Origin of the sequence: Neisseria sicca (assembly GCF_017753665.1) — a bacterium.
In the GTDB taxonomy this organism is placed as follows: domain Bacteria; phylum Pseudomonadota; class Gammaproteobacteria; order Burkholderiales; family Neisseriaceae; genus Neisseria; species Neisseria flava.
The window spans coordinates 1,565,649-1,592,187 of the sequence record NZ_CP072524.1; the positions used below are offsets into that span (position 1 = coordinate 1,565,649).

The window sequence follows — 26,539 nt, forward strand, 5'->3', positions numbered from 1 at the left end:
TAACGGAAAATGGTTCTATAACCATAAAAAATATTGTTTACAAAGACATGACGACATCTCGGCAGACGCCGCCCTTGCCTCACCTGCGTCAAAACGGCATACTTTCGCCATACTGAGCCGCAGGTCGTCTGAAACCTGCCACACTGTCAAAAAGGAAGAAACAACATGAACCCTATCCGCCCCTTCTTAGACCATACCCCGCAAATTCACGAATCCTGCCTCATCGACGAAACTTCCGTCATCATCGGCGAAGTATCGCTTGCCGAAGACGTATCCGTTTGGCCGTATGCCGTTTTGCGCGGCGACGTGAACAGCATCAGCATCGGCGCGCGCAGCAATGTACAGGACGGCAGTGTCTTGCACGTTTCGCACAAAAACGCGGAAAAGCCCGAAGGCTCACCCCTTATCATCGGCGAAGACGTAACCGTCGGACACAAAGTCATGCTGCACGGCTGCCGCATCGGCGATCGTGTGTTGATCGGGATGGGTACAATTATTCTGGACGATACCGTCATTGAAGACGACGTGATGATAGGCGCAGGCAGCTTGGTGCCGCCGCGCAAACGTTTGGAAAGCGGCTATCTCTATGTCGGTTCGCCCGTCAAACAAGTCCGCCCGCTGACCGAAAAAGAAAAAGAATTTTTGAAATATTCTTCCGCGCATTATGTGCGCTTGTCCGGCCAACACAAACAGTCAAAATAATTTTCAGACGACCTTATATCCCCTAAAAAAGAAAGTTTTATGCACACACTCTACCTAGCCTCCGGCAGCCCGCGCCGCCGCGAAATTCTGGAAAACTTAAGATTCAAAGTTATCCGTATCCCTGCCGACATTAACGAAACGCCGCATTCCGACGAAAAAGCCGCCGATTATGTGCAACGTATGGCGCAGGAAAAAAATGCCGCCGCTGTCGAGCAATGGTTTGCCACACACGACGCGTCGCCCGAATATCCGATCCTGACCGCCGACACTACGGTCGCCTATCAAAACCACATCCTCGGCAAACCGGAAACCGAAGCCCAAGCAGCCGAAATGCTCGCCCGGCTTTCAGGGCAGACGCATCAGGTGCTGACTGCCGTATGCGTATATTGGCAAGGGAAAACGCGCGGCGTTTTACAAACCAGCGACGTGCGTTTCAAAACCTTGTCTGCCGAAGAAATATCCGCCTATATCCGAAGCGGCGAACCGATGGACAAAGCGGGCGCGTATGGCATTCAGGGTTTGGGCGGCGTGTTTGTCGAGCATTTGCAAGGCAGCTTCACCGGCGTGATGGGCCTGCCAGTTTACGAAACGGTCGGCTTGTTGGAACAATTCGGATTGAGCGCTCCCCCATTTGCCTGATTTTAAATACCTTCAAACAAACATTATGAAAACATACGCCTTCCCCTTTTTATCCGCAGTATTCCTTCTTGCAGGCTGCGCTGCTTTTTCAGACGACGGCACACCTTCCATCCGCGAAGGCAACGACAGCATCCTCTCTTTCGGGAAGCTTGGCTCCGCTACGGAAGATGCGCCCGCAGGCGGCTGGGTCATGCTCGGCGATCAATACACCTATGTGTTAGACAAAGGGTCGTCTGAAAAGCTATCTCCCGTCTTTAAGGCCAAACTGAAACATCCCTACAAAATCAAGTTTGCCTCTTCTATGAAGAATATCAAAAAGGTAGGGTTTACCGTTTGGCAGGAGGATCGCAGATTCAGCACACTGCTTTGCCTGTCTTACCCCCATGCTGATAAAGATGAAGAAAAAACGCTGGAAAAATTGGCGTTCACCTTCAGTAAAGGGGAAAAAACGCCATTCAAGTGCATCAACCTCGACGGCAAAATCTATCAGCCCGTCCCGGCTGCCGGTTCGGGTTTACCGCTGCACGTCAACCTCGACATTCACACCCGCTCTTCCAACAAAAACCTGACAATCGACGTACCTCCCCTATCCGCAGGCATACGCCCCGCAATACCGCCCGTCCGCCCGCTCCATTTTTAAGCACTATCCGCCACACAAACCAAAAGGTCGTCTGAAAATTTTTCAGACGACCTTTTCTCAAGCTAACGCTTCTAAATTTAATTAGTACCAACCGCGCAGTTTCATCGCTTTTTCAACGCGGCGGATACTCATCATATAAGACGCGGTACGCAGATCCACATCATATTCTTGCGCCAGATTCCAAATATCGCGGAACGCGCGGCGCAGGACGACGGTTTCTTTTTCCTGAACTTCGTCAAATTCCCAATAATAGCCTTGCAGGTTTTGCACCCATTCGAAATAGGAAACGACCACACCGCCGCAGTTCGCCAGAATATCGGGGACGACCAATACGCCGTTTTGACGCAGGATGGCATCGGCTTCGGGCGTAGTCGGGCCGTTTGCGCCTTCGACCACGATTTTGGCACGGACTTTGCCGGCGTTTTCGGAAGTCAGTTGGTTTTCCAAAGCACATGGGGCAAGTACGTCCACATCCAATGCCAAGAGTTCGGCGTTGCTGATTTCTTTGCCATAACCCGCTTCGTTGGTAATGAAGCCTTTTTCTTGGAACTCTTTGAAGAGGGCTTCCATATCCAAGCCGTTTTCGTTGTAGATGGCGACATCAACGGTGGAAACGGCAACGACTTTCGCGCCGGATTGATGCGCGTAATAGCCTGTGTGATAGCCCACATTACCGAAGCCCTGAATGGCGTAGGTTGCGCCTTTAACGTCTTTGCCGAGTTTTTCCAAAGCTTGGACGGCGGCAAAGTTTACGCCGTAACCTGTCGCTTCGGTACGCGCCAAAGAGCCGCCGAATTCAACCGGTTTGCCGGTGAACACACCCGGCGCGGATTTTTTAACGACGTTTTCGTAGGCATCAACCATCCACGACATGATTTTGCCGTTGGTGTTCACATCGGGGGCGGGAATATCGATTTTCTCGCCGATGAGCGGGGAAATAGCTTCGGAATAAGCGCGTGAAATGCGTTCCAACTCTGCTTCGGAGTAATCGCGCGGATCCAAAGTAATGCCGCCTTTGCCGCCACCATAAGGAATGCCCGCAACGCAGCATTTGATGGTCATCCAAATCGATAGGGCTTTGACTTCGTCCAGATTCACATGGGGATGGAAACGCACGCCGCCTTTGTAGGGGCCGACGGCATTGTTATGTTGCGAACGGTAGCCGGTGAAGGTTTTGACCGTGCCGTCGTCGAGTTTGACGGGGAAGGTAACTTCCAAAACGCGTTGCGGGCTTTTCAGGATTTCATACACCGCAGGGTCGGCATTGAGCCGGTCGCAGGCGGTTTTGACCTGTTTGCGGGCGATTTCGAAAGGATTAAGGGTTTCTTTTGCGGCGGATTGGGACATTTCTCTTCCTTCTCATGTCGGATTGAGGTTTAAAGACTTTGCAGCTGTAACTATAACCAATTTCCAAATGAAATGTAATAGCATGTAGTCGGTATTTTCAAAGTTGATTAATTTATATATGGTTTTATTTTTCAGACGACTGAAGAGCACATTCAAACTGCTTCGTCCATCCCTTTACAGAATGTTTCTATTTTCTGAACGCTCTCCAAAAACCTTTGTTTTTAAAAAAGGTCGTCTGAAAATTGAATCAGCCTGTCTTTCAAAGTCAAAGTTTCTGAAAATCAATGAAATGCCATTTCAAGCTCCAACTATATTGTTAACAATCCATCTGAAAACTACCTGTCGGGAAACAATGTTAAAATACGCGTCCCTATCATTCACGAGCAAAACACATCATGACCGCCGCCATCGAACACGTCCAAGCCGCCGCCTTTGATTTGGACGGCACATTATGCGATTCCGTCCCCGACCTTGCCGCCGCAGCCGAAGCCATGCGCGAATATCTCGACATGGAGCCGCTGCCCGCCAAAACGGTAGAAAGCTACGTCGGTGACGGCATCGGCAAACTCGTCCACCGCGTCATCACCGACGACCGCGACCAAGAAGCCGCGCCCGATTTATGGGAAAAAGGCTTCGTTTTCTACATGAAATACTACCGCGATCACTTGAGCGACTTCACCCGCCCCTACCCCGAAACCGAGGCCGGACTGGCATTGCTCAAATCGCTGGGCATCCCGCTGGTGGTCATTACCAACAAAAACGAAATCCTCGCTGTCGAACTCTTAAAACAGCTCGGACTTGCCGACTACTTCAGCCTGATTCTCGGCGGCGACAGCCTGCCCGAAAAGAAACCCAGCCCGCTGCCGCTGCAACACGCCGCCGAAGTCTTAGGCATTGATCCTGCCAACATGATTATGGTCGGCGACTCCCGCAACGACATCATCGCCGCCAAAGCCGCCGGCTGCCTCAGCGTCGGCGTAACCTTCGGCTACGGCGACATGACCCTGCTCTCGCAAGACAAAGCAACCAAGCCCGACTGGATTATCGGCTCACTGCCCGAAATCTACGAAAACCTGCGACCGAAAAAAGCGGAAGACGACGAATAACCGGTATCCTTGTTTTCAGACGACCTTTATTTCAGCTTCAAAGGTCGTCTGAAAATAGAGCAGTGGAAATAAAAAGACTCGTCATTCCCGAACAAAGAGAATGACGGAATGAAAGTTTCTTATCTCTCCTCCATCCTACAACCTGCAAGTCAGATTCAAAAATCTGACCTACGAATCGACCTTTTCAGACGACCTCTGCATGAAACCCCAAAAATCCCTGCGCGCCCGCGCGATGGACATTCTTTCCCGACAGGAAATCAGCCGTATCGGACTCAAACGCAAGCTCGCTCCGTATGCCGAAAGCGAAGAAGAATTGGAAAACGTGTTAAACGAATTTGCCGAACGCAACTGGCAATCCGACCAACGTTACGCCGAAGCCTACATCCACAGCAAAAGCCGCCAACACGGCTCGCTGCGTCTGAAACAGGCATTGGCGCAGCAAGGCATAGACGAAACCGTCAGCCGCGAATTCATGCCCGACAAAGCGTGCGAACTGCAAACCGCTGTCGCCGTGTTGCGCAAAAAATTCAAACAACCTGCCGCCGATTTAAAAGACAAACAAAAACAAGCGCGCTTCCTCGCCTATCGCGGATTCGACATGGACACCATCCACGCCGCGCTCAAAAGCAGTTGGGACGAAGAAATATTCGACGCTTCTGAAGAATGATAAGCCTATTAACAATAAAGGTCGTCTGAAACCTTTTTTTCGGTTTCAGACGACCTTTCGATTATTTGGTTTATCCCTATTCCGTTACTGTTTTACGGATCAATTTTTCCGCGTTGGCGAGTGTGTTTTCCACTTCGGCAAACTCGATTTTGCTGCCCGACACCAGCGCGCGCGTGTCGTTGAATACGACTTGGACTGCGCCGTCGGCTTCGGTAACGAGGACGCGCAATGGCAGTTGCAGGGCGAAGGCGGGGTCTTTTTGCATCAGCGGCGTGCCTGCTTTGGGCGTGCCGAAAACGATGACTTTCGCGGGCTGCATGTCCAAACCGCTTTGTCGTGCGGCGGCTTGGTGGTCGATGACGGCGAACACGGTCATGCCTTTTTCTTTGACGGCGGTTTCCAAACGGCAGACGGTATCGTCGAAGCTGTATTTGCTGACGGCGGTATGGGTTTGATTCATGGCTGAACTTTGTCGGGAATCGGGTTGTCGGGCGGCATCGCCGCCGTGTGAAGCGCAGGCGGTCAGAGCGGCGAGGATGGCGGCTGCGGCGAAGGTGCGTATCGGTTTCATGTTTTTCCTTGGATAAAAGGTCGTCTGAAACTTTTTCAGACGACCTTGTTTGTTGTTATTTCAAACCTTTTTTCACCAAGTCTTCGTAACCGCCGTGGTTGGTTACGTTGGTGTAGCCTGCTTTTTTCAACTCGGCAAGCGCAACTTCGGCACGGCGGCCGCTGCGGCAGTAGAGGTTGACGGGCGCGTTTTTGTCGGGGCTGACGCTTTTGATGCGTTCGACGATTTGTTCGTGCGGAATGTTGACCGAACCTTGCAGGTGGCCGGATTTGAATTCTTCTTCGGAACGTACGTCAATCCATACGCCTTTTGCTTTGGCAGGTTGCGCGCTGGCGGCTTTGGCAGCAGGCGCGGCATAGGATACAGCGGCAGGAAGGACGAGTGCGGCAGCAGTCAGCGCGGCAGTCAGCAATTTTTTCATGGTTGTTTCTCCAAACGGTTGAACAAAGACATCAATCTAAACGGTTCGGCGGCAAAAAGCAATGCCCGTCAGCAGAAGGGTCGTCTGAAACGGGAGTGGTTTTCAGACGACCCTTTGAGACAAAATCAACGCTGTGCGTCAACCGCTTCCAGAGCGCGCAGGGCATAAGTGTAGGCTGCGCCTGCGTTCAGGGAGATAGCGGTCGCTAGCGCGCCGGCGATTTCGCTTTCAGTCGCGCCCGCTTTGGCGGCTGCGGCGGCGTGTACGCTGATGCAGCTTTCGCAACGGGTAGTGATGGCGACGGCGAGGGCAATCAGCTCGCGGGTTTTCGCATCCAATGCTTCGGCTGCGGCAGCTTGTTCCAGCGCGCCGTAGGCTTGCAGCATTTTCGGGTGGTTTTTACCCAGCTCGCCGAATGATTTTTTAACGTGTGCGGTGTGTTCGGGCCAATTTAGAAACATTTTGATTTCCTTTCCAATGTGTTTGATATGAAGGATGCTGCTCTTTCATGGCAAATTTCAATTTAATCCGCCATCTTTACATCCGATGAATGGCATTATTGCAATAATTTGACTATTATAATCGTCAAATCATCTCATTCACTTGCAAAAAACACTTATGGACACTTTGGACAAACTCATCGAACTGGCGCAAATCACAGGCAGCGTGGACATACAATGCCTGTTCCGCGACAAATGGTACGCCCCGCACGGACGCAGACGCGCGCACGGCATCGCGCACCTTGTCGTCGCCGGAGAAAGTTACATCAAAATCGAAGGCGAACCCGAAGCACGTCTCTTGCAAACCGGCGACCTTATCTTTTTCCCGCGCAGCGCGGAACACATCATCAGCAGCGAAGCGGACTGCAACAACTGCGGCGATACACCGCATATCGACAACAGCGGCGCATTCACGGTCGCTTCGTCCCGTAGCGGCGGCGAAAAAAGCCTCGATTTGTTCTGCGCCCGCTTCGAATACGACGAACACGCCGACATCATGCACGACCTGCCCGAAACCGTCCTCATCAAAATGGATCATCCGTCGCTGCAATGTCTTGTTTCCATGTTGCAATACGAAAGCGCGCACACGCTTTCCGGCTCTCGCGCCATCGTCAACGCCCTTTCCTCCGTCCTCCTCGTCCTCATCGTCCGCGCCCATCTCGAACAAGGCGGAGAAGCGCCTTTGGGCGGCATACTCAACGGCCTGCGCGACAAACGCCTGCGCCAACTCATCCAAACCGTCGTCAGCCGCCCCGAAGACGAATGGAACATCGAAAAAATGACCGAGCTTGCCAACCTCTCCCGCGCCCAACTCATGCGCCTGTTCAAACAGCAAACCGGCATCAGCCCCCACGCCTTCGTCAACCTCATCCGCCTGCGCCAAGCCGCCGTATTGCTGCGGCAAACCGCCGATTCCGTCCTGTCCGTCGCGCTGAACGTCGGTTTCCAATCCGAAACGCACTTCGGCAAAGCGTTTAAAAAACAATACGGGATTTCGCCGGGGCAGTATCGGAAAAATGCGGGAATCGGCGAAACCGATATTGAACCATCCGACGATATTTGAATCGAGAGATATAAAGGTCGTCTGAAAACCTTGATTTTAAGTTTTCAGACGACCTTTCACTTTGGTAGAGAGGACAGCCATAGGTCAGATTCTTGAATCTGACATCTCCATCTGCCACAACACCTAAAGGAAGCAGAAGCATTAAATATTCGTCGAATACAAGTATCCGACTACACATTAGCCAGCAACTGATTTTATTCCGCAACGGAAAGACAAAAAAAGGTCGTCTGAAAACCTTAAATCATCAGGTTTTCAGACGACCTTTCATTTCGGCAGATTGATTAAGTCAACCCATCAAGCCTGTTTCAGCTTCGCATCGGCATCGCGCAACGCGGTGCGCAAACCTTCCTCGATAACGGGATGGTAGAACGGCATATCCAGCATTTGCTCAACGGTCATCTTCATTTGATGCGCCCATGCCAATAGGTGCGCCAAATGTTCGGCGGCAGGACCCAAGATTTCCGCGCCGATGAAGCGGCCGGTGGCTTTTTCGGCATACAGGCGCATATGGCCTTTGTTTACCAGCATCACGCGGCTGCGACCTTGGTTTTTGAACGATACTTCACCGATGACAAATTCGTCGGGTTGGTATTGTTCGGCAACCTGCGCGTATTTCAAACCGACAAAGCCGATTTGCGGACTGGTGAACACCACGCCGATGGTGCTGCGGCGCAAACCGCCGCCGATATTCGGATAGCGGCCCGCATTGTCGCCGGCAATCTTGCCTTGGTCTGCGGCTTCGTGCAGCAGAGGCAGTTGATTGGACGCATCGCCTGCGATGAAGATATGCGGAATGCTGGTTTGCATGGTCAACGGATCGGCAACGGGTACGCCGCGCGCGTCTTTTTCGATATTGATGTTTTCCAAACCGATATTGTCAACGTTCGGACGGCGACCTACGGCTGCCAGCATATATTCGGCAACAAATACACCTTTTTCGCCATCCTGCTCCCAATGGACTTCTACATTGCCGTCTGCATCGAGTTTGACCTCGGTTTTAGCATCCAAATGCAGTTTCAATTCTTCGCCGAACACGGCTTTCGCCTCGTTTGAAACGACGGGGTCGGAAATACCGCCGATGATGCCGCCCAAGCCGAAAATCTCGACTTTCACGCCCAAACGGTGCAATGCCTGCCCCAGTTCCAAACCGATAACGCCCGGTCCGAACACGGCAACGCTCTTAGGCAGCGTATCCCATGAGAAAACATCGTCGTTGATAATCAAACGGTCGCCCAAAGACTGCCACTGCGGCAGGATAACGGGACGCGAACCGGTAGCAATCACGAAACTTTTTGCCGTGATTTGGGTATGGTCGTCAATTTGGACGGTATGTTCGTCGATAAATTTAGCCGAACCCATAATGCGCTTGTCGGCAGGCCATTCTTCCACATCGGCAACGACAAAGCCGACAAAACGGTCGCGCTCGGATTTGACGCGCTGCATGACTTCTTCGCCGTTGACGACGATGCTGTCTTTGTCCAAATGCACGCCGAACGGATCGGTATGCAATGCGTGATGGCGCGCCTCTGCGGCGGCGATCAAGAGTTTGGAAGGCATACAGCCCACGCGCGCGCAGGTCGTGCCGAACACGTTGTTTTCAATCAGGTAAACATTATCCGAATGTAAACGGGCATTGCGAAACGCGCCCATACCGGCAGTACCACCGCCGATTACGACGACATCTGCTTGAATTTTTTTCATAATCTTTGTCCTTTTTTTGTTGAGCGTCCGAAGCGGTATCAGCGTGAAGCGTATCAAGTTTTCAGACGACCTTTTAAGAAGCTATCAATAATATAAAATCAATAGCCATTTTAAAAATCTCGATTTAAAACAATAATCTCAAATTCTACTTGTAAATATAGAGCTATTCAGAACGACCGTGTAGCGTATCGTCTGAATAACTCTATTTTTCTGTTCAGTTGGTTTTATTCAAACCGACTTAAGCACTGCAATTAGTTTTTAGCCAAGTAAGCTTCCAAATCTTCGCTGCCGCCGATGTATTTGCCGCCGATGAAGACTTGAGGAGCAGTCATCTTGCCGGTAATAGCGCGTACGGAAGTAACAGTTGCATCTTTGCCCAATACGATTTCTTCGTAAGACAAGCCTTTGTCTTGCAGAGCTTTTTTAGCTTTAGCACAGAATTGGCAGCCGGGTTTGGTGAAGATGGCAACAGACTCTTGAGCTTTCCAGTCAGGAGCAATGTATTTCAACATAGTGTCAGCGTCAGACACTTTGAAAGGATCGCCTGGTTCTTCAGGTTCGATAAACATTTTTTCAACCACGCCGTCGTTAACCAGCATGGAGTAACGCCAAGAGCGTTTACCGAAGCCCAAGTCTTCTTTGTCAACCAACATGCCCATTCCTTCAGTGAATTCACCGTTGCCATCAGGGATCATGTAGATGTTGTTGGCTTCTTCTTCAGCAGCCCAAGCGTTCATTACGAAAGTGTCGTTTACAGATACGCAGTAGATAGCGTCAACACCGTTTTCTTTGAACGCGCCAAACAATTCGTTGTAGCGTGGCAGGTGAGAAGAAGAGCAAGTTGGAGTAAATGCGCCAGGCAGAGAGAACACGACTACTTTTTTGCCTTTGAACAAATCATCAGTAGAAACATCTTTCCAAGTGTCGCCAACGCGAGTGTGGAATACTACGGAAGGTACTTTTTGACCGGTACGATCTTGCAAAGCCATTTTGGATCTCCTTGAAATTTTAGGTTTAGGGAATGATACGAGTGAATGCATACATTCTAGCGCAGGAAGTTTGATTTGTATAATTTATAGTTCAAATAATATTAATTACCTGAAGCTATGAAAATCAATCTGCGAGCGTTTCAATCAAATAGAGGTCGTCTGAAAGAAAACAAGCCCCTAGCTTAAAATTATTTTTCGGAATCGTGTGCATCGGACAATACGACTTCGCGGATACTGCTTTCTACTTTATCTTTCAACATAAAGCGGTCTTCGTCTTTGCCGGTACGAATCGGGGCGGCAAAATCGATACGGATACGCAGCTTTTTCATGGAAACGATGCGCCAGAGCGAGCGCACCAAATCGACTTGCGCATAAGACGGAATCGTCGTCCTTTTTCCTGCATCATCATAATAGCGCAGCGTAACCGCCTGAACAGGCGCGTCGGCATCGATGGCGGATTGGAAGAGCGCGGCTTTAAACGACAGAATATCCAAACCCAAAGAAGTCCGCGCCTCAGGGAAAAAGCTGACATTCTGCCCTGCTTTCAACGCGGCACAAATGGCTTGGTTAATCGGCTCGACATCGCGACGGGAATTGCGGTTGATAAACACCGTGCCTGCGTTTTGCCCCATTTTACCCAACACCGGCCAGTTTTTAATCTCTTGCTTGGCGATAAAGCTGCTCGGATACACCGCGCTCATGGCGAAAATATCCAGCCAAGACACATGGTTTGCTGCCACCAAAACACCCTTCACATTATCCGCGGGCAGCGTGCCGATTTCCAATTCGATATCCAAGGCTTCCAGCGCGCCTTTGCCCAGAGTAATGACCGCATAATCGCGTTCGGCAGGATTGCCGGCATCGATACGGCGCAAATGCCTTCCGGTTCGGAACAGCCATCCCGCCAAGCGGAACAATCTGCCCAAACGGGTAAAAAACGGTGCTTTTCGTGAGTGCATAACTGTTTTTCTTTTCGTATTAAATGTGTATCAAATCATAGTAATAACGTTTTCAGACGACCCAGATGACAAAGAGGTCGTCTGAAAACAGGTTCATAAATTATTTCTGGCAGTTCGGACAATAAAACGTCCCGCGCTGCCCCAAGACTTCCTTCTGCACCAAACCGCCGCAACGGACGCAGGGTTCGTTGTGCCTGCCGTACACCGTATATTCCTGCTGGAAATAGCCGCTTTTGCCGTCGCTGTTGACAAAGTCGCGCAACGTGCTGCCGCCGGTTTCAATCGCGCGCTGCAATACCGATTTAATCGTTTCCACCAAGACGGCGCATTCTTTTTTCTTAACCTTGTCCGCAGGGCGGTGTGGCGAGATGCCCGATTTAAACAGGCTTTCGTTCGCATAAATATTGCCCACGCCGACCACGACGACATTGTCCATCAGAGCCAGCTTGACCGCGCGTTTTTGCGTTTTAAATTTTTGGTATAGATACTCGGCGGAGAAGTCGTCTGAAAGCGGCTCGGGACCCAGTTTTTCAAGAAGCGGATGATGCTCGGCAATGCCTTCATACCACAAAATCGCGCCGAACTTACGCGGGTCGTGATAGCGCAAGACTATTCCGTCCGCAAACACAATGTCCACATGATCATGTTTATCAGGATGATCAATCCGCGCATCGCCGTCCGTAAAAATCCGCAAGCTGCCCGACATACCCAGATGAATCAACAAAATACCCGTTTCAAAACCGATAATCAGATATTTCGCCCGCCGACGACAGCTCAACACCTCCTGCCCCGCTAAAAGCTCCGCCAACTGCGGATTGATCTGCCAGCGCAGCTTGGTTTGGCGCAACACGACATCCGCCACCTTTTTACCTTGAATATGCGGGCTGATACCGCGCAACGTCGTTTCTACCTCAGGCAATTCCGGCATTTTTCTTTATCCTCAAGCTAATACAGTCAACATCGCCTTTTTCAGACGACCTAAGATTCTACCGATGCCAAAGCGGCCTGACAATTTGCAACCAATCGGCTTTACAGGCAGAAAGCAGCAAATTCAAGGCAGGATGACAAATATAGAAGAGGCTATTTTTATGGAGTCAAACCTACCGTTTTCAAATATAGTGGATTAACTTTAAACCAGTACGGCGTTGCCTCGCCTTGCCGTACTATTTGTACTGTCTGCGGCTTCGTCGCCTTGTCCTGATTTAAATTTAATCCACTATATTCAGCCTCGAAAGGTCGTCTGAAAACCAGTCATGCCGGTTTTACCAACGCCGAATTTCTCAATCCGAAATCCGCGCCGCGCCCAAAGCCACCGTCTGCGTTCCCAATATTTTTTCAAACTCCGGCAACGGCGTTACCCCCGCCATACGCTTGACTAAAACCAAACCGTACACCGCCGCGCACTGCGGCCACCACCTGTCCCCCGCCTTCTCCATAAAACGCCAAAACCGCAGCCCCTTTTGCGAATTCACAGCAGGCAGATACACCATAAACTTTCCGAATTCCACCTCAAAATCTAAATCCGCCAACTGCTGCTTCAAAGCCGGCAAAGTCAGGCAATGCTCCTTTTTAGGCAAGCGCGTTCCATCAAACCACCTGCTGAAAAACCACAAAGATTTCGGATTAAACCCCGTTAAAACCAACCGCCCTTCAGGTTTCAACACCCTGGACGCTTCATGCAGCACTTGCGTCAGCGCAGCAGTTTCATGACTGTGCGGCATCAGCAGCACATCAATAGAATGACTTTCCCAAGCCATAGCGTCCGCCGTCATCAATACATCGCGGGGAACGGCAACCACGTTTTCAGACGATCTCAGCCATTCGCCGCCCTGTTGGACGACGGTTTGAACACCGCAAGGCGCAAACCGCTCCAAGTAATGCGCAAAAAACTGCTTTTCCCGCTCCGCCGTATAGCGGCCGATAATAGTCCGTTCAAACCATTCTTCCATCACCCTGCCCTTTCAAAATGCTGCAACCCGCATTATAACGGCATGATGCGGCAGACCAAACCTCCATAACTTTACTTTGTTATTGAAAAGGTAAAAGGTCGTCTGAAAACCTATTTACTCAGTTTTCAGACGACCTCTTGTCTTTATCCGCTCAACGGAAATGCTTACAACTCAATCCCTTTCAGTTTCGCCACGGTATTGATGTCTTTATCGCCGCGGCCGGACAGGTTGACCAGAATCACTTGGTCTTTGCCCATTTTCGGCGCGTTGGCGACTGCCCATGCAAGGGCGTGGCTGGATTCGAGCGCGGGGATGATGCCTTCGAATCGGCACAACAAATCAAATGCTTCGAGTGCTTCGTCGTCTTTGGCGACGGTGTATTCGACGCGTTTGATGTCGTTCAGGTGGCTGTGTTCCGGGCCGATGCCGGGGTAATCCAAGCCTGCGGAAACGGAGTGCGTACCCAAAACTTGACCGTTTTCGTCCTGCATCAGGTAGCTGCGGAAGCCGTGCAATACGCCGATGGGGGCTTTGCTGGTAATCGGCGCGGCGTGATCGGGGGTGTCCACGCCCAAACCGCCGGCTTCCACGCCGACGAGGCGCACGTTTTCTTCGCCGATATACGGGTGGAACAGGCCGATGGCGTTCGAGCCGCCGCCGACGCAGGCAACGGCGACGTCGGGCTGTCTGCCGATGGCTTCCTGCATCTGCGCTTTGGCTTCGTTGCCGATAACGCATTGGAAATCGCGCACCATTTCGGGATACGGCGCGGGGCCGGCTGCGGTGCCGATGATGTAGAACGTGTCGTCCACGCGGGCGACCCATTCGCGCATGGCTTCGTTCATCGCGTCTTTCAGCGTGCGGCTGCCGCTGTCGACACTGACCACGTTTGCGCCCAATAATTTCATGCGGAACACGTTGGGCATTTGACGCTGGATGTCGTCCGCGCCCATGTACACGTCGCAAGTCATGCCGAAGCGGGCGGCGACGGTGGCGGAAGCCACGCCGTGTTGACCCGCGCCGGTTTCGGCGATGACGCGTTTTTTGCCCATGCGGCGGGCAAGCAATGCCTGACCGATGGTGTTGTTTACCTTGTGCGCGCCTGTGTGGTTCAAGTCTTCGCGTTTCAACCAGATTTGCGCGCCGCCCAAATGCTCGGACAATCGCGCGGCATGGTAAACGGGGCTGGGGCGGCCGACGTAGTGTTTCAAATCGCGGTGGAACTCTTCCCAAAACGACGGGTCGTTTTTCGCTGCTTTATAGGCATCCGCCAGCTCTTGCAAGGCGGGAATCAGGGTCTCGGAGACATAAAGCCCGCCGTGTTCGCCGAAAAAGCCCTTCTCGTCGGGCGCTTGGTAGTTTTTCATCGGATTTCTTCCTTGTTTGTTTTTTCAGACGACCTCTCGGTTTAAGAAGGTCGTCTGAAAGGGAAAATTGTCAGCAATTATAGCGGTTTTTTACGCTTTGTCGCAGGGTTTTGCCGGAATACGGATGCCGGTTTTACGTCATTGAAACCGTATTAGCCAAAAGGTCGTCTGAAAACCCTGTTTCAAGTTTTCAGACGACCTTTTTCAACCTGGCATCAAGGCATTAGGACTCGACGGGGATGATGCCGATTTTTGCCTGCCATTTGCGTGGGGCGGTGGCGTGGATGGACTCGCCTTTGCTGTCCACAGCGACGGTTACGGGCATGTCTTTGACTTCAAACTCGTAAACTGCTTCCATGCCCAATTCGGGGAACGCCAAGACTTTGGAGGATTTGATGGCTTTTGCCACGAGGTATGCCGCGCCGCCGACTGCCATGAGGTACACGGCTTTGTTGTCGGCAATGGCTTCGCAGGTGGCTGCGCCGCGCTCGGACTTGCCGATCATGCCCAAGAGGCCGGTTTGTTCGAGCATTTGGCGGGTGAATTTGTCCATGCGGGTGGCGGTGGTCGGACCTGCGGGACCGACGACTTCGTCGCCGACCGGATCAACGGGGCCGACGTAGTAAATCAGGCGGTTGGTGAAATCGACGGGCAACTCTTCGCCTTTGTCGAGCATATCGACGAGGCGTTTGTGCGCGGCATCGCGGCCGGTGAGGATTTTACCGTTCAGCAGCAATACGTCGCCGGTTTTCCAGCTGGCAACTTCTTCTTTGGTCAGTTTATCGACATCGATGCGTTTGCCGTTGTCGGGGCTGTAAGTCAAATCTGGCCAGTCTTCAACGCGCGGCGGGGTCAGTTCGACCGGACCGGAGCCGTCCAATTCGAATTCGACGTGGCGGGTGGCGGCGCAGTTCGGAATCATGGCAATCGGTTTGGATGCGGCATGGGTCGGGTAATCGAGGATTTTGACGTCCAACACGGTGGTCAGACCGCCCAAACCTTGTGCGCCGATGCCCAGCGCGTTGACTTTTTCAAAGAGTTCGAGGCGCAGGGCTTCGGTGGTGGACAATTCTGCGCCTGACGCAGCTTTTTCCTGCAACTCTTGAATGTCGATGTGGCTCATCAGGGATTCTTTCGCCATCAGTACGGCTTTTTCGGGCGTGCCGCCGATACCGATGCCCAAGATGCCGGGAGGACACCAGCCCGCGCCCATGGTCGGGATGGTTTTCAATACCCAATCGACGATGTTGTCGGACGGATTGAGCATGGCGAGTTTGGATTTGTTTTCCGAGCCGCCGCCTTTTGCCGCGCAGGTTACTTCGACTTTATCACCCGGCACGATGCTCATGTGGATGACGGCGGGGGTGTTGTCTTTGGTGTTTTGGCGTTTGCCGGCAGGGTCGGCGAGGACGGAAGCGCGCAGGGTGTTGCCTTCCCAAGTGTAGGCGCGGCGTACGCCTTCGTTAACCATCTCTTCCACGCTCATGTCCGCATCCCATTGGACGTTCATGCCGACTTTGAGGAAAACGGTTGCGATACCGGTATCTTGACAGATGGGTCGGTTGTTTTCCGCACACATGCGGCTGTTGACCAAAATCTGCGTCATCGCGTCTTTGGCGGCGGGATTTTCTTCCTTCTGCCACGCCTTATAGAGTGCGTCGATGTAGTCTTTCGGATGGTAATAGCTGATGAATTGGAAGGCATCGCAGATACTTTGGATAAAGTCTTCTTGCTTGATGACGGTCATGATTGTGTTCCTTTTCTCATGGTAGGGAGGGTTTGTTCACTTTTTATAGATGTCGTTTTTCAGACGACCTTAATCGGTGTAATAGTGCTGTCAATCGATATGAGGCGACAATATGATTTTTATAATCCATTGATTTTCATAAAACTTAATAACCTATCATTTCACTCGGATGATGATAACGGATATTGTCGGCAATATTTACCGGAAGAAATAAAACTACAATTAATCTGTCCACTCAAATTCCAAAGGATCGTCTGAAAAGACTGGATTCACCGCCGTAATGAACCTTACTAATAACATGAATTTAAAAAGAAAAAATTACTTTTCAGACAACCTGTCTTTCTTTTTTCAACCATACACAAATGTAAAAGCCGTGTCATTCTACCTATGATGATTTTTGATGGAAGTCAAACTTAGCTACTTTTCTGAAATTTTATAACACCATTTGCATTTACTTACACTTAACAAATTTATTCAATAAATACATAGATATATACTTTTATATCAAACACTTAATAATGATATTTACTCGTATTTCAAAACGGTTTTTAGCAGTTATTCCTTTATCGTAAGTTTATTTTATCTTACAAAATAACAAGATGACACAAAGGTCGTCTGAAAACCGCTGTTTTTTGTTCACAATCCGCTCCTACCCTGCCTTTAAGACTCCGCCATCATCAAAAAATCTAAATTCTGATACACTAACAAAAGACAGTCAGACATTGATTTATAAGATGTTTCCTGAAAAATATACGCAACTCTAAAAAATTTGTAATAAAAATACACACATCCGATTTCCCCTATCTCATTCCACAGGACACTACCATGAGTGAAAACTTGTTAACCCTGACCATAGACGGCCACGAGGTCAAAGCCTCCGCCGACTCGTCAATCATTCAGGCCTATGCCCGTTCCGGCAGCGCGATTACCGCCAACGTCGGTTGTATGGGGCAAGGCGTGTGCGGTTCGTGTCGCTGCATGATCCGCAAGGAAGGCGAGCGTGAGGTAACGACTGCATTGGCGTGTGAAACCAAAGTCGAAGAAGGGATGCAGGTCAGCTTCTTGGACTACTTCATTCCCGAGCATATCCACTATTACGACGTGAGCGAGGTCGGCGACGGCTGGAACTGGCTGGACGACACCGCCAAAATCTTCCCCGAAGCGCAACACTGCCGTCATTGCGGCGGCTGCAACCGCGCCTGCCCCAAAGGTTTAGAAGTGGAAAACGGCGTGGCGCAAGTGGTATCGGGCGATTTCGGCGCGGCTGCGCTGACCTTCGACCAATGCGTGATGTGCAACCTCTGCACCCTTTCCTGCCCCGAACACATCCGTCCGAACCACTTGGGTCTGTTCGCCCGCCGCATGAAAGCGGCGCGCACGCTGCGTCCGGTGGATTTGATGCGCCGCCTGCGCGAAATCGACAGCGGCAAAATGAAAGTCGAATTTGAAGAGGAGGCAATGTGATGGCGAACGAAATCCAAGGCATAGACTATGAAACCGCCCTTGCCAACCTGCGCGCTTCCTCATTGGAACTGCGCGGCGACTTGCCGGAAAAAAACGAATTGTTGAGCCAGTTTCACCCCGACTATCAGGCCAATGCGCGCGTCAAACTGCCCATCGGCCCGAACACGGGCGATTACTGCCATCCTGATTTGGCGAAACTGCTGATCAGCCATCCCCTGATTGACGACTATGATTTGTCGGGCGCGGAACACTTGAACACCGACGTGCTGGTTATCGGCGGCGGCGGTGCGGGCGCGGCAGCGGCGTTATCTGCGACCGAGGCAGGCGCGCGCGTGATTATGGCAAACAAGCTGCGTATCGGCGACAGCAATACCGTGATGGCCGAAGGCGGCATTCAGGCGGCGGTCGGCGCGGAAGACAGCTTGCAGCAACACTTTGACGACACCATCAAAGGCGGTCACAACGCAGGCAAGAAAGAATTGGTGGCGCAAATGGTTACCGACGCGCCGTCCGCCATCCGCTGGCTGATCGGCTTGGGCATGACTTTCGACCTTGCTAAAGGCGCGGACAGCAACGGCATGTTGAGCCGCAAACGTGCAGGCGGTACGACCGTGCCGCGCATCCTGAGCTACCGCGACTTCACAGGTCTCGAAATGATGCGCGTACTGCGCGAGGCGGTCGAACTCGACGAAAACATCACCCAGCTCAACCGCCACCCCGCCATCGAACTATTGTCGGACGAACACGGTCGCTGCGTCGGCGCGATTTTGTACGATTTGGAAAAACGCTCTTTGGTATTGGTTCACGCCAAAGCCGTGGTCTTGGCAACCGGCGGCAGCGGACGCCTGCATTTGCAGGGTTTCGCCACTTCCAACCACTACGGCGCAACCGCCGACGGTCTGGTGATGGCATACCGCATCGGCGCGAAACTGCGCGACATCGATTCATTCCAATACCATCCGACCGGCGTTGCCCATCCGCCGCACTTGGCAGGCGCGCTGATTTCCGAAGCCGTGCGTTCCGCAGGGACCAAACTGGTCAACGGTTTGGGCGAGCGTTTCGTTGACGAATTGCAGCCGCGCGACGTTGTTGCCGCCGCCATTTTGCGCGAGTGCCGCGAAGGCCGCGGCGTAGTACGCGACGGACAGGTCGGCGTGTTCCTCGACACCCCGCGCCTGATTGAAAACGATCCTGATGTGTTGAACCGTTTGGTTACGCTCGGCCACGTCGCCCATAAATGCGGCATCGACCCCGCCGTCGAGCCTGTAATGATTCATCCGACCCTGCACTACCAAAACGGCGGCGTCGAAATCAACGGCGACGGCGCGACCTGTGTCGAAGGCCTCTATTGCGCCGGTGAAGTAACCGGCGGCATCCACGGCCGCAACCGCCTGATGGGCAATGCACTTTTAGACATTATCAGCTTCGGCCGCCGTGCCGGTAAAGCCGCGGCAAATTGCGGCCTACCGTTGAAAAAAGTACGCGGCGGTGTCGGTCACGTCCACGACCTGCAACGCGAAATGACCCGCGCCGGTCTGACCAGCGACATCAAAGCCCCCATTTTATATCCCGACTACGGCAAATTCGATTTGCGCGAACACGCCGGTTTACAGGAGCAACAATCATGAATCAAGCCAATCAAAACTTACTGCATCCTTCCCGCCAAGTCGGCGCAGATTTAGCCGCGTGGCGCAAAGTTGGCGGCGGCGAAGGTCTGCTGGCTGCGCTTGCCGATCCTCAAAGCATTGTTTCCAAACTGCAAGATGCCAACCTTTGCGGTATGGGCGGTGCAGGTTTCCCAACTTGGCGCAAATGGGAGGCCGCCGTTGCCGCCCAAAGCAAAAATGGCGACAAATACGTCGTCTGCAATGCCAACGAAGACGAACCGGGTACATTTAAAGACCGCGTACTGCTGGCAAATACGCCGCACCAAGTCATCGAAGGCGTCCTGATTGCCGCCGTTGCCTGCCGTGCCAACAAAGCGATTTTGTACGTCAACCCTCATCAAACCGAATCCATCGCTTCCATCACACCGGCCATCGAGCAATGGAAAAACAGCGATTTGTTTATCCGCATCGAAAACTACTTGGGTAAACCTTTAGACTTGCAACTGGTTGAAACTTCAGGCCGTTATATCGGCGGCGAAGAAACTGCCGTGATTTCATGGCTGGAAGGAGGTTTCCCCTTCCCGCGCCGCAAGCCGCCTTTCCCAGCCGAAAGCGGTGTCAACGGTGAGCCGACCCTTATCAACAATACCGAAACCTTCGCCAATATTCCGCAAATCCTTGCTAAAGGTGCGGAATGGTACAAATCTTTGGGTTTGGGCGATGCGGCCGGTACGAAACTCTACTCGCTCTCCGGCGATGTATTGAACCCGGGCCTGTACGAACTGCCGATGGGCACGACCCTGCAATCGCTGATTTACGATCACGGCGGCGGTATGCTCGAAGGCCGTACGTTTAAAGCCGTCTTCACCGGCGGCCCGTCCAATACGCTTTTGACCGTAAAAGATTTGGATGTGCCTTTGGACTTCGTTTCCGTACGCGAACGCAAATCCAGCCTCGGCACGGGCGCGATGATTGTGATTTCCGAAGGAACCAGCGTCGTGCGCAAAGTGGCTGAGTATGTGGAATTTTTTGCGTCCAACTCATGCGGACAATGCCCGCCATGCAAAGGCGGCACGTTCCAACTTTCACGCCTGCTCAACCGCGTGGATACCGGCATCGGCACTTCAGACGACCTCCGCGCCCTGCAAAGCCTGTGCCAACTGCTGCCCCGAAGCGGCCGCTGCGGCCTGATCGACGGCGCGGTTACCGTGTTGCAAAGCTCGCTGCGCACCTTCCCCGAAGAGTACGGACTGCCGGCGGAGCAGGATTAATCCGATACGGGGTTTCAGACGACCTTTTCTATTATGGGAGGTCGTCTGAAAAATACCTGTAGGTTGGGTTATGACCCAACATGATGATTAGGGTTTAAGTATTTGTTGGGTTTCACAATCGAACCTGCTAAATCTGAGGTTTTGCCCTCTCCCTAGCCCTCTCCCACAGGGAGAGGGAATGATGGTGCTGAAGCCGACCATTATCGGATTTTCTGCAATCTGTCCCCTCTCCCTCGGAGAGGGAATGATGGTGCTGAAATCGACCATTATCGGACTTCCTGCAATCTGTCCCCTCTCCCCGTGGGAGAGGGCTAGGGAGAGGGTAAAACGTAAAACTCAAGAAAACGTCGTCTGAAAAAGATGGCAACAAAAAAATACACATTACCCAAACCACCAAAAGAAAAACATAAAAAACAACTGCTGTCAAAATACGTTTCAGACGACCTGTTCCGACCAAAATCAGGCACACGTCGTCTGAAATCCGATTTCCCCGATACTTCAAACTAGGAGACTCAACATGGGCTTCAAGCCAATTCCTGCTGCGGTTGCGCTCGCGCTGACGCTGATTATCTGGTTCGTCATACCCGTGCCGCAGGGCGTATCGCCCGACGCATGGCATCTTTTGGCGCTGTTCGTCGGCATCATCGCCGGCATCATCGGCAAAGCCATGCCCATCGGCGCAATGGCGATTTTGGGCATTACCTTGGTTGCGCTGACCGGCGTGACCAACGAAAAAACCGCCGACGCAACCAAAGACGCTCTGAGCAGCCTTAACAACTCGTTAATCTGGATGATCGGTATCGCCATCATCATCTCGCGCGGTTTGTTGAAAACCGGCTTGGGGATGCGGATCGGCTACCTCTTGATTTCCCTTTTCGGCAAACGCACGCTGGGCGTAGGTTACAGCTTGGCACTAGCCGACTTGGTCATCGGCCCGGTTACACCGAGCAACACCGCGCGCGGCGGTGCCATCGTGCATCCGATTATGCGTTCCATCGCCCTGAGCTTCGATTCCGACCCCGAAAAGGCACGGAAGGCAAAATCGGTAAGTACCTCGCGCTGGTCAACTACCACGCCAACATCATTACCTGCTGCATCTTCATTACTGCGACCGCGCCCAACCCGCTGGTCGTCGAATTGGTCGCCAAAGCCACCAATTCGGAAATACATCTCTCTTGGGGCACATGGTTCGCCGCCATGGTCGTCCCCGGCCTGATCGCCATGTTCCTGATGCCGCTGGTGCTGTATTTCCTGTATCCGCCCGAAATCAAACAAACGCCTAACGCGACCGCCCTTGCCAAAGAAAAACTGAAAGAAATGGGTGCGATGAAGCGCGACGAAAAAATCATGCTCGGCATTTTCGTGATTCTGCTGCTTCTGTGGGCAGGCGTTCCCGAAATGCTGTTCGGCGTGAAAGTCGATGCCACCGCCACCACCTTCCTCGGCCTCTCCCTGTGTCTGCTCACCGGCGTACTGACTTGGGACGACGCGCTGAAAGAAAAAGGCGCGTGGGACACCATCGTCTGGTTTGCCGCCTTGGTCATGATGGCGAACTTCCTCAACAAATTGGGACTGATTGCATGGCTGTCCGAATCCATGCAGGGCGGCATCTCCCATCTCGGCTTGGGCTGGGAAGCCGGCTGCGCCCTCTTGGTACTCGCCTACCTCTACGCCCACTACGTTTTCGCCAGCGGCACGGCACACGTTACCGCCATGTTCGGCGCGTTCTACGGCGCAGGCCTCGCCTTGGGCGCACCGCCGATGCTGTTCGCCCTGATTATGGCATCCGCTACCGGCATCATGATGTCGCTGACCCACTACGCTTCAGGTTCGTCCCCCGTCATCTACGGCTCGAACTATGTCAGCATGACCGAATGGTGGAAAGCCGGCTTCATCATGAGCGTGGTCGAAATCCTGATTTTCGGCACCATCGGCATTATCTGGTGGAAAGTGTTGGGCTACTGGTAAACCGTGCCTGAGATTAACAAAAGGTCGTCTGAAAATAGGTTTTCAGATGACCTTTTGTTATACAATCCCATCATCCTTACCAACCCACCCGCCTAAACCGTGAAAATCCTCATCCTCGGCAGCGGACAGGTCGGCTCGACCGTCGCGCAAAACCTCGCCTCCGTTTCCAGCAACGACGTTACCGTTATCGACATCGACGAAAAAGCCCTGCAACACATCGGCAGCCGCCTCGACGTCCAAACCATACTCGGCAACGGCGCATCCCCGTTCATCCTCGAACAAGCGGGCGCGGCAGATTCCGACCTCCTGCTTGCCCTGACCCGCAGCGACGAAACCAACATCGTCGCCTGTAAAATCGCCGCCGACCTTTTCAACATCCCCAGCCGCATCGCCCGCGTGCGTTCCAGCGAATATCTGGAATACCCCTACCCTGAAAACGACGATACGGAAAACGGCAGCCTTACCGTCTTCGACATCACCGAGACCATCAGTCCCGAACAACTCGTTACCGAACAGCTCGTCGGGCTGCTTAGCTACACCAGCGCATTGCAGGTATTGAGGTTTGCCGGCGACAAAGTCCGCATGGTCATCGTACAGGCGCGTAAAGGCGGGCTGCTTGTCAACCGTGAAATTGCTGACATCAACCAACACCTCCCCGAAGGCGCGGACTGCCAAATCTGCGCCATATACCGCAACAACCGCCTCATCGTCCCCACGCCGCAAACCGTCATCATCGAAGGCGACGAGGTACTTTTTGCCGCCGACATCAGCAGCGTCAACATCATTATGCGCGAACTGCGCCCCAAAGAAGCGCGCACCCGCCGCATCATGATTGCCGGCGGCGGCAACATCGGCTACCGCCTTGCCAAGCAGCTCGAATCCAAATACGACATCAAAATCGTCGAACATAACCCCCGCCGCGCCGAGTGGCTCGCCGAAAACCTCGACAACACCCTCGTCCTGCAAGGCAGCGCCACCGACGAAACCCTGCTGGACGAAGAATATATCGACGAAATCGACGTCTTCTGCGCCCTGACCAACGACGACGAAAACAACATCATGTCCAGCCTGTTGGCGAAAAACCTTGGTGCCAAACGCGTTGTAACCATCGTCAACCGCTCCAGCTACGTCGATTTGCTCGAAGGCAACAAAATCGACATCGTCGTCTCGCCGCACCTCATCACCATCGGCTCCATCCTCGCCCATATCCGCCGAGGCGACATCGTTGCCGTCCACCCCCTCAGACGCGGCACTGCCGAAGCCATTGAAGTTGTCGTCCATGGCGACAAAAACACTTCCGCCATCGTCGGCAGGCGCATCAGCGGCATCAAATGGCCGGGCGACTGCTACATCGCCGCCATCGTCCGTGCCGAAACGGGCGAAGTCATCATGGGGCACCACACCGACACCATTGTCCAAGACGGCGACCACATCATCTTCTTCGTCTCCCGCCGCCGCGTCCTGCCCGAACTCGAAAAACTCATCCAAGTCAAAATGGGCTTTTTCGGCTAACCGTCAGAGGTCGTCTGAAAACCTGTTGCAGCAAAGTCAGAACTTTTTCAACTTTGTTGAAGCCGCACTTTCAGACGACCTGACACAAATTATCCCGCCTTATTCATTTCAACCTCCGATACAAAAGGGAAAATCCATGTTCCGCCCCCTCCTTGCCGCCCTCATACTCGCAACCGCCCTGCCCGCCGCAGCCGAAACCGACACCCTTCATTACAACATGGTCGAATTTGCCGAATCTGCCAATCTCGAAATAACCCGCGACACCATGACCGCCCACTTCAGCATCAATGCCGAAGGCAAAGACCGCGCTACGGTGAATAAAGCGTTTCAGAAAAAATTCAACGACTTCAATAAAGCCGTACAAAACAACAAACTCCAAGCCGAACTCCTCAGCCGCAGCGCCAGCCCGCGCCATGAATACAACAACAACGGCAAACGCATCCAAACTGGCTGGGAAGAAGTTGCCTCGTTCAAAGTCGAAAGCAAAGACTTTGACGCCATCAACCGCCTGACTGACGAGACGCTGCAATCTGCCACCCTCAACCACATCAGCTTCAGCATCTCCAAAGAAAAACGCGAAGCCGCCGTCGATCAAGTCAGCAAAGCCGCCATCCTGCGCTTCAAAGACCGCGCGCAAGACTTAGCGAAAACGCTCGGTTTTTTCAACTACAAAATCGTCAAACTCAATTTAGGCCACATCGGCAACCGCTCCATCGACAACGGTTTGGGTTTCGCCCGCACCAAAATGATGAGTGCCGAATCCGCTATTGTTAGAAGTGCGGCAAGCGACGAAAACAACGCTATCCAAGCTCCCTCTCCCGGCTCAGAAGAAATCAGCATCACGGTCATCGGCTTGGTGCAGATGTAAAATACTCTCCAAACAAAAAGAAAAGGTCGTCTGAAACCCAAACCGGTTTTCAGACGACCTTTTATATTTTCTGATTATCCTTACGGTTTCATCAGAATTTATGAACCATGCCCAAAGAAACGGCTTTTTGCTCAACAGACCCTGTTTGGGTCGGAGTCAGGCGGGTTTTGCTGCCCAGTTTCATATAACCGGCATGAGCAAGCATAGAAGTACGTTTGCTGAATTTGTAGTTGGCACCAACTACTACTTGATCGAATTTATCAACCAATTTCTCGCCGCTGTTCACACCTTTTGCCGCCCAGCCGTGGGCGTAAGTGAGGCGCGGGGTCAGGTTGCCGAAGGTATAACCCACGGTAACGGCTGCATCGGCGACTTTGACGGCTTCATTTTTACCGGCATCGGCAGTGATGTCAGCGCGTTTGTACGTATTGAAATCATCGGTAAAGTAACCCAGATATTTATTTGCGCTTTCATGACCTTTAGCGTATTGAGCACCTACGCCGACAAACAGGTTGTTTTTGTCGTAGTAACTCTCGATTTTAGCGATTTGCGCGGCTTTGGTTTTACCGTTCTTGTCGGTGTACGCGCCTTTGTAATGGCCGTAGGCAAGATTGGTGGTGAAACCGCTGTTTTCATAAGTCAAACCGGCGGTATATTGCGCCTTGCTGGGTTGTTCATGTTTATATTTGTCGTCCGGATTGCGGTTGTCGCGCGGCGCGTAGGACGCATTAAACTTGAACCCGCCAAACGAAGGGCTGTCGTAACGTACGGATGTGGTGCGCACACCGGTGCGGGTGTTGATGCCCAAACCCATCGCGTTGGTTTTGTACAACCACGGGTCGATGGTATCCATCTCGTTGAGCATATTGTTCATATTGCCGACGCGGACCTTACCGAACTTGCCTTCCAAGCCGATGAAGGAATCGCGGTTGCCGAAACGCTGGCTGTTGGATTCGCCCAAAATGGAAGTGCGCTGTTCAACTTGCCAGATGGCTTTGAGGTCGTCTGAAAGTTTTTCGCTGCCTTTGAAGCCGATGCGTGAAGTATTGTCGTTGATACGGGTCGCGGTCGCGCTTTTTTCCGTACCTTCGTTACCTTTGATTTTCACCTGTCCGGAGGTGATGGTGCTTTTAACTTGTCCATAAAGAACAACTTCGGCTGATGCTGCAAAAGGCAAGGCCGCGACAGTCAGGGCAATAATGGCTTTTTTCATACGAACTCCTCTTTAATCAAAGAATCAAATTTAGGCCTATCGTTTTACAAAAATAAGAGACTCAAAACCAAAAACAGCAGACCCGTGGAATGGAACAGTGTGCGCAATCATAATGAACTTTCGATATTTAAACAATGCTTTTCATCTTGATAGGAATTATTATTCATTAGAGTTTAGACTTTTTACAACAATCCGACATTTTTTATAGTCAATTCAAATAGAAAGGCATAGCTCATCATTTCAGAACAGGCTAGAATTTTGAAATTTT

The 26,539-nt window shown here is 52.2% G+C and carries 24 protein-coding genes and 2 pseudogenes; 13 read left to right on the top strand and 13 right to left on the bottom strand.

Going from position 1 to position 26,539, the window contains the following annotated elements:
* Positions 1–165 precede the first annotated feature (165 nt).
* The 3 genes from J7445_RS07385 to J7445_RS07395 are packed head-to-tail and all read left to right on the top strand — an operon-like array spanning position 166 to position 1,981.
* On the top strand, positions 166–702 hold the full coding sequence (locus J7445_RS07385) for a gamma carbonic anhydrase family protein (protein WP_019270852.1): 537 nt from the start codon (positions 166–168) through the stop codon (positions 700–702).
* A 39-nt stretch (positions 703–741) separates the two neighbouring features.
* Positions 742–1,341: a Maf family protein gene (locus tag J7445_RS07390; protein WP_209282873.1), complete on the top strand. Its 600-nt coding sequence runs from the start codon at positions 742–744 to the stop codon at positions 1,339–1,341.
* Positions 1,342–1,366: 25 nt separating this feature from the next.
* On the top strand, positions 1,367–1,981 hold the full coding sequence (locus J7445_RS07395; protein WP_209282874.1) for a hypothetical protein: 615 nt from the start codon (positions 1,367–1,369) through the stop codon (positions 1,979–1,981).
* A gap of 81 nt (positions 1,982–2,062) precedes the next feature.
* Here the strand turns inward: J7445_RS07395 and J7445_RS07400 are convergent, their stop codons facing one another.
* Positions 2,063–3,328, bottom strand: coding sequence for a Glu/Leu/Phe/Val family dehydrogenase (locus tag J7445_RS07400; RefSeq protein WP_209282875.1), 1,266 nt, complete (start codon positions 3,326–3,328; stop codon positions 2,063–2,065).
* 395 nt (positions 3,329–3,723) lie between these two features.
* Between J7445_RS07400 and J7445_RS07405 the strand changes: the two genes are divergently transcribed.
* Both J7445_RS07405 and recX read left to right on the top strand, forming a co-directional pair.
* Positions 3,724–4,434 carry a phosphoglycolate phosphatase gene (locus J7445_RS07405; protein WP_209282876.1) on the top strand — a complete coding sequence of 237 codons (711 nt, stop codon included), beginning with the start codon at positions 3,724–3,726 and terminating at the stop codon, positions 4,432–4,434.
* Between the two features lie 199 nt (positions 4,435–4,633).
* Entirely contained in the window at positions 4,634–5,101 is a 468-nt protein-coding gene (gene recX, locus J7445_RS07410) for a recombination regulator RecX (RefSeq protein WP_209282877.1), read from the top strand.
* A gap of 76 nt (positions 5,102–5,177) precedes the next feature.
* On the opposite strand, the gene J7445_RS07415 is transcribed toward recX, so the two are convergent.
* From J7445_RS07415 to J7445_RS07425, 3 genes are all read right to left on the bottom strand, one after another.
* Entirely contained in the window at positions 5,178–5,672 is a 495-nt protein-coding gene (locus tag J7445_RS07415; protein ID WP_209282878.1) for a DUF302 domain-containing protein, read from the bottom strand.
* A 55-nt stretch (positions 5,673–5,727) separates the two neighbouring features.
* Positions 5,728–6,093, bottom strand: a complete 366-nt coding sequence (locus J7445_RS07420) for a rhodanese-like domain-containing protein (RefSeq protein ID WP_101810320.1) — start codon at positions 6,091–6,093, stop codon at positions 5,728–5,730.
* 125 nt (positions 6,094–6,218) lie between these two features.
* Complete coding sequence (locus J7445_RS07425; protein WP_045075755.1) at positions 6,219–6,554, bottom strand: carboxymuconolactone decarboxylase family protein; 336 nt, start codon at positions 6,552–6,554, stop codon at positions 6,219–6,221.
* A 157-nt stretch (positions 6,555–6,711) separates the two neighbouring features.
* Here J7445_RS07425 and J7445_RS07430 point away from each other — a divergent pair, with 157 nt between their 5' ends.
* A complete protein-coding gene (locus J7445_RS07430) occupies positions 6,712–7,656 on the top strand; it encodes a helix-turn-helix transcriptional regulator (protein ID WP_209282879.1) in 945 nt (314 codons plus the stop codon).
* 294 nt (positions 7,657–7,950) lie between these two features.
* On the opposite strand, the gene J7445_RS07435 is transcribed toward J7445_RS07430, so the two are convergent.
* From J7445_RS07435 to J7445_RS07470, 8 genes and pseudogenes are all read right to left on the bottom strand, one after another.
* Positions 7,951–9,357 carry a dihydrolipoyl dehydrogenase gene (locus tag J7445_RS07435; protein WP_209282880.1) on the bottom strand — a complete coding sequence of 469 codons (1,407 nt, stop codon included), beginning with the start codon at positions 9,355–9,357 and terminating at the stop codon, positions 7,951–7,953.
* Positions 9,358–9,608: 251 nt separating this feature from the next.
* On the bottom strand, positions 9,609–10,346 hold the full coding sequence (locus tag J7445_RS07440; RefSeq protein WP_209282881.1) for a redoxin family protein: 738 nt from the start codon (positions 10,344–10,346) through the stop codon (positions 9,609–9,611).
* A gap of 188 nt (positions 10,347–10,534) precedes the next feature.
* Positions 10,535–11,305, bottom strand: a complete 771-nt coding sequence (locus J7445_RS07445; RefSeq protein WP_209282882.1) for a 1-acylglycerol-3-phosphate O-acyltransferase — start codon at positions 11,303–11,305, stop codon at positions 10,535–10,537.
* Between the two features lie 100 nt (positions 11,306–11,405).
* Entirely contained in the window at positions 11,406–12,233 is an 828-nt protein-coding gene (mutM, locus tag J7445_RS07450; RefSeq protein WP_070857284.1) for a bifunctional DNA-formamidopyrimidine glycosylase/DNA-(apurinic or apyrimidinic site) lyase, read from the bottom strand.
* A gap of 182 nt (positions 12,234–12,415) precedes the next feature.
* Positions 12,416–12,535, bottom strand: a pseudogene (locus J7445_RS07455) (IS5/IS1182 family transposase); the annotation flags it as partial.
* Positions 12,536–12,585: 50 nt separating this feature from the next.
* Positions 12,586–13,254: a class I SAM-dependent methyltransferase gene (locus tag J7445_RS07460; RefSeq protein WP_070857283.1), complete on the bottom strand. Its 669-nt coding sequence runs from the start codon at positions 13,252–13,254 to the stop codon at positions 12,586–12,588.
* A gap of 164 nt (positions 13,255–13,418) precedes the next feature.
* The gene (gene trpB / locus J7445_RS07465) at positions 13,419–14,621 is read right to left on the bottom strand and encodes a tryptophan synthase subunit beta (RefSeq protein WP_009311215.1); all 1,203 of its coding nucleotides are present in this window, start codon (positions 14,619–14,621) and stop codon (positions 13,419–13,421) included.
* A 223-nt stretch (positions 14,622–14,844) separates the two neighbouring features.
* Positions 14,845–16,368, bottom strand: a complete 1,524-nt coding sequence (locus J7445_RS07470; RefSeq protein WP_003740750.1) for a fumarate hydratase — start codon at positions 16,366–16,368, stop codon at positions 14,845–14,847.
* 825 nt (positions 16,369–17,193) lie between these two features.
* On the opposite strand from J7445_RS07470, the gene J7445_RS07475 reads away from it, so the two are divergent.
* From J7445_RS07475 to J7445_RS07505, 7 genes and pseudogenes are all read left to right on the top strand, one after another.
* Complete coding sequence (locus tag J7445_RS07475; RefSeq protein ID WP_209282883.1) at positions 17,194–17,832, top strand: 2Fe-2S iron-sulfur cluster-binding protein; 639 nt, start codon at positions 17,194–17,196, stop codon at positions 17,830–17,832.
* The gene (locus J7445_RS07480) at positions 17,832–19,460 is read left to right on the top strand and encodes an FAD-binding protein (protein WP_209282884.1); all 1,629 of its coding nucleotides are present in this window, start codon (positions 17,832–17,834) and stop codon (positions 19,458–19,460) included. Before J7445_RS07475 ends, J7445_RS07480 begins: the two co-directional genes overlap by 1 nt.
* Complete coding sequence (locus tag J7445_RS07485) at positions 19,457–20,710, top strand: complex I 51 kDa subunit family protein (RefSeq protein ID WP_209282885.1); 1,254 nt, start codon at positions 19,457–19,459, stop codon at positions 20,708–20,710. Before J7445_RS07480 ends, J7445_RS07485 begins: the two co-directional genes overlap by 4 nt.
* A gap of 360 nt (positions 20,711–21,070) precedes the next feature.
* Positions 21,071–21,217, top strand: a complete 147-nt coding sequence (locus J7445_RS07490) for a hypothetical protein (RefSeq protein ID WP_209282886.1) — start codon at positions 21,071–21,073, stop codon at positions 21,215–21,217.
* 10 nt (positions 21,218–21,227) lie between these two features.
* A pseudogene (locus J7445_RS07495) lies at positions 21,228–22,678 on the top strand (DASS family sodium-coupled anion symporter).
* 99 nt (positions 22,679–22,777) lie between these two features.
* A complete protein-coding gene (trkA, locus tag J7445_RS07500; protein WP_003762926.1) occupies positions 22,778–24,190 on the top strand; it encodes a Trk system potassium transporter TrkA in 1,413 nt (470 codons plus the stop codon).
* Between the two features lie 136 nt (positions 24,191–24,326).
* Entirely contained in the window at positions 24,327–25,058 is a 732-nt protein-coding gene (locus J7445_RS07505; protein ID WP_209282887.1) for an SIMPL domain-containing protein, read from the top strand.
* A 91-nt stretch (positions 25,059–25,149) separates the two neighbouring features.
* On the opposite strand, the gene J7445_RS07510 is transcribed toward J7445_RS07505, so the two are convergent.
* Positions 25,150–26,271: a porin gene (locus tag J7445_RS07510; RefSeq protein WP_209282888.1), complete on the bottom strand. Its 1,122-nt coding sequence runs from the start codon at positions 26,269–26,271 to the stop codon at positions 25,150–25,152.
* Positions 26,272–26,539: the final 268 nt, after the last annotated feature.